This window comes from Mesorhizobium sp. M4B.F.Ca.ET.089.01.1.1 (assembly GCF_004022605.1).
GTDB classification, from domain to species: domain Bacteria; phylum Pseudomonadota; class Alphaproteobacteria; order Rhizobiales; family Rhizobiaceae; genus Mesorhizobium; species Mesorhizobium abyssinicae.
In genome coordinates this window covers 1-2,893 of record NZ_RZOS01000592.1, presented here as the reverse complement: position 1 = coordinate 2,893, position 2,893 = coordinate 1, and the positions used below count along the sequence as shown (strand labels likewise).

General features: G+C 65.0%; 3 protein-coding genes and 1 pseudogene. 3 read left to right on the top strand and 1 reads right to left on the bottom strand.

All coding sequences use genetic code 11. The features are described 5' to 3' along the window. Positions 1 to 130: pseudogene (locus EN780_RS40960) on the top strand (nitrile hydratase accessory protein); the annotation flags it as partial. A 152-nt stretch (positions 131 to 282) separates the two neighbouring features. Next, entirely contained in the window at positions 283 to 1,410 is a 1,128-nt protein-coding gene (locus tag EN780_RS31220; RefSeq protein ID WP_127285265.1) for an ATP-dependent RecD-like DNA helicase, read from the top strand. Between the two features lie 12 nt (positions 1,411 to 1,422). Here EN780_RS31220 and EN780_RS31215 read toward each other — a convergent pair whose 3' ends face one another. After that, positions 1,423 to 1,827, bottom strand: a complete 405-nt coding sequence (locus EN780_RS31215; RefSeq protein ID WP_127392163.1) for an STAS/SEC14 domain-containing protein — start codon at positions 1,825 to 1,827, stop codon at positions 1,423 to 1,425. A 145-nt stretch (positions 1,828 to 1,972) separates the two neighbouring features. Here EN780_RS31215 and EN780_RS31210 point away from each other — a divergent pair, with 145 nt between their 5' ends. After that, the gene (locus EN780_RS31210) at positions 1,973 to 2,713 is read left to right on the top strand and encodes a pyridoxine 5'-phosphate synthase (protein ID WP_128276199.1); all 741 of its coding nucleotides are present in this window, start codon (positions 1,973 to 1,975) and stop codon (positions 2,711 to 2,713) included. Positions 2,714 to 2,893: the final 180 nt, after the last annotated feature.

Genomic DNA, 2,893 nt, shown 5'->3' with positions numbered 1-2,893 from the left:
CGGCAGGAGCGATGTCGACACGCTTGCCGCCGCCTGGGAGCGCGCCGCGCACGCCACACCGCACGGCAAGCCGATCCTGCTGGAGAACGATCCTGGGCCTAGCGCAGGCCGTGGCGGGCCGGGTGTGTAGGCATACTGATTGAAATCGGCATCTGTTCTCTTTACGTTCTCATTGTCGCCTGATAGCCTGCCGAGCCAGTGGTGGGTAACGGCCGCCGCCGCTGACAGTAGTTGTCGGCAGCCGATCTTGTCTTTCGCTTGCGAATCCGGTCTTTCCAGCTGATGGAATTCTCTCCCCAACAGGATGAGGCGTTGAAGGCAGTCGCGCGCTGGCTGAAAGACGGCCGGCCGCAGATTTTCCGGCTGTTCGGCTATGCCGGCACCGGCAAGACGACGCTGGCGCGCTATTTCGCCGAGCATGTCGACGGCCAGGTGCAGTTCGCCGCCTTCACCGGCAAGGCGGCGCAGGTGCTGCGCTCCAAGGGCGCGGTCAACGCCCGCACCATCCATTCGCTGATCTACAGGCCGAAGGGCGAGGAATCGGTCTCGGACGAGGTGACCGGCAAGACCTCGATCTCGCCGACCTTCTCGCTCAATCGGCAAAGCCCGATCGCGCGCGCCAAGCTGGTCGTCATCGACGAGTGCTCGATGGTCGACGAGCAGCTTGGCCGCGACCTGATGAGCTTCGGGACGCCGATCCTGGTGCTCGGCGATCCGGCGCAGCTGCCGCCGATCTCGGGCGGCGGCTTCTTCACCGAACATGAGCCGGACGTGCTGCTCACCGAGATCCATCGCCAGGCGCGCGACAATCCGATCATCCGGCTGGCGCTCGACGTGCGCGAGGGCCGCGAATTCATGCGCGGTGACTACGGCTCGGCGCAGGTCATCGGCAAGGAAGACGTCAACCAGGAGCTGGTGCTGAAGGCGGATCAGGTGCTGGTCGGCACCAACCGCACGCGGCGGCGCTATAACCAGCGGCTGCGCGAGTTGAAGGGGTTCAATGCCGATTTCCCGCAGGCCGGCGACAAGCTGGTCTGCCTGCGCAACGACCCCGCCAAGGGCCTGCTCAACGGCTCGCTATGGAAGGTGATGACCTCGTCGCGCGAGACGGTGAAGCCCGGCATCAACCTGCTGGTCTCGCCGGAAGAGGACGATCCGGACCGCGGCGTCGCCAAGATCAAGCTGCTCAAGGCGGCGTTCGAGGACCCCGACGCCGAGATCCCCTGGCAGCAGAAGAAACGTTTCGACGATTTCGACTATGGCTATGCGCTGACTGTGCACAAGGCGCAGGGCTCGCAATGGAACGACGTCGTGCTGTTCGACGAAAGCTGGGCGTTCAAGGAAACCCGCCAGCGCTGGCTCTACACCGCGATCACGCGCGCGGCCGAGCGGCTGACCGTGGTCAGATAGGCCGATCCGGCCTCACCGACGCTCGACGGGCCTGGCGCCGAGCCAGCGCCAGGCATCCGCCTCGTCTTGCGCTTCGAAATGCCGGAGCTCGAAGGGCAGGGGCGCGGCGAAGAAGCCTTGCGCGTAAGGCACCCAGTCGGGCTTGCCGACCGCAGCGCAGCGGCGGACATGCTCGAGCGCGTGGGCCGTGCCCTGCTTGACGGTTTCATCCGACACATCGGCCCAGTCGACGCCCTCGTGGTCCACCATGCGCACCAGCACGTCGATCTTGGCGTGCAGCGCATAGGCCGCCTCGAGCAGGCCGAACAGGTTTTCCGCATCGGCTGGCGTGACATGGCCGACCACATCGACGGCGAACAGGGTGTCGCGGTCGGTGTCGACGCGCCGGATTGCCGGAACGGACTCGAGGAAGTTCACGGGCACTTTCCTCCTGCTCAATCTCGGGTCGTACCCCTGGAACACCCGAAACCCTCTGTCTGTTCCCGTCAAAGACGCTATAGATGCGCGCAATTCAAACGCGGCGGCGCCCAATCGGGCGCCCAGAGGAGCCCGAGCCGAAGCCATGCCCGCCAAGCTTTCCGTCAACCTCAACGCCATCGCCATGCTGCGCAACCGCCGCGACCTGCCCTGGCCGAGCGTCATCGGGCTCGGGCGTATCGCGCTTGCGGCGGGCGCGCATGGACTGACCGTGCATCCGCGGCCCGACGAGCGGCACACGCGGCGCACGGACCTGCCCGAGATCAGGGCGCTGATCGACGACGAGTTCCCGAAGGCGGAATTCAACATCGAAGGCCACCCCACCGAGGAATTCCTGGCGCTTGTCGAAAAGCACCAGCCCGACCAGGTGACGCTGGTGCCGGACGATCCGAGCCAGGCAACATCGGACCATGGCTGGAACTTCATCGCCGACGCGGCGTTCCTCACTCCGATCGTCAAGCGACTGAAGAAAGGCGGCTTCCGCGTGTCCCTGTTCTCCGATCCGGATCCGGGCGGCATCAATGCCGCGCGCGACACCGGCGCCGACCGTATCGAGCTCTACACAGGTCCCTACGGTAGCTGCCATTCCGATTCCGCCAAGGCGGACAAGGAGCTGGAAAGATTGGGAAAAACCGCGGATGCGGCATTTGCCGCCGGGCTGCAGGTCAATGCCGGGCACGACCTCACTGTGGCCAATCTGCCGGCGCTGGCCAGGCGCATTCCGGCATTGGCGGAAGTGTCGATCGGACACGGGTTGACAGCCGATGCGTTGGAGTATGGCATGGCCGGCACGGTGGGACGGTTTCTCGGAGCTTGCGGTTGGTAGGAAGGCGAGCCCCGCGTTGCCGACATGGAAGCCATAACGTGACGGCACTTGATATTGCATCGCAGCAAGCGTAGAGCACCGCGCGTTTATCGGAGTGTCGTTTATGGCCCTTGCCAACACTGGTAGTGAGGCAGAACCCGTCGACCAATCGAGCCATCCCGAAATCGAGCAGCACAGCAC

Excerpts from the sequence above, each read along its gene's own strand:
- EN780_RS31220 (WP_127285265.1), top strand. The coding sequence starts at position 283 with ATGGAATTCTCTCCCCAACAGGATGAGGCGTTGAAGGCAGTCGCGCGC.
- EN780_RS31210 (WP_128276199.1), top strand. The coding sequence starts at position 1,973 with ATGCCCGCCAAGCTTTCCGTCAACCTCAACGCCATCGCCATGCTGCGC.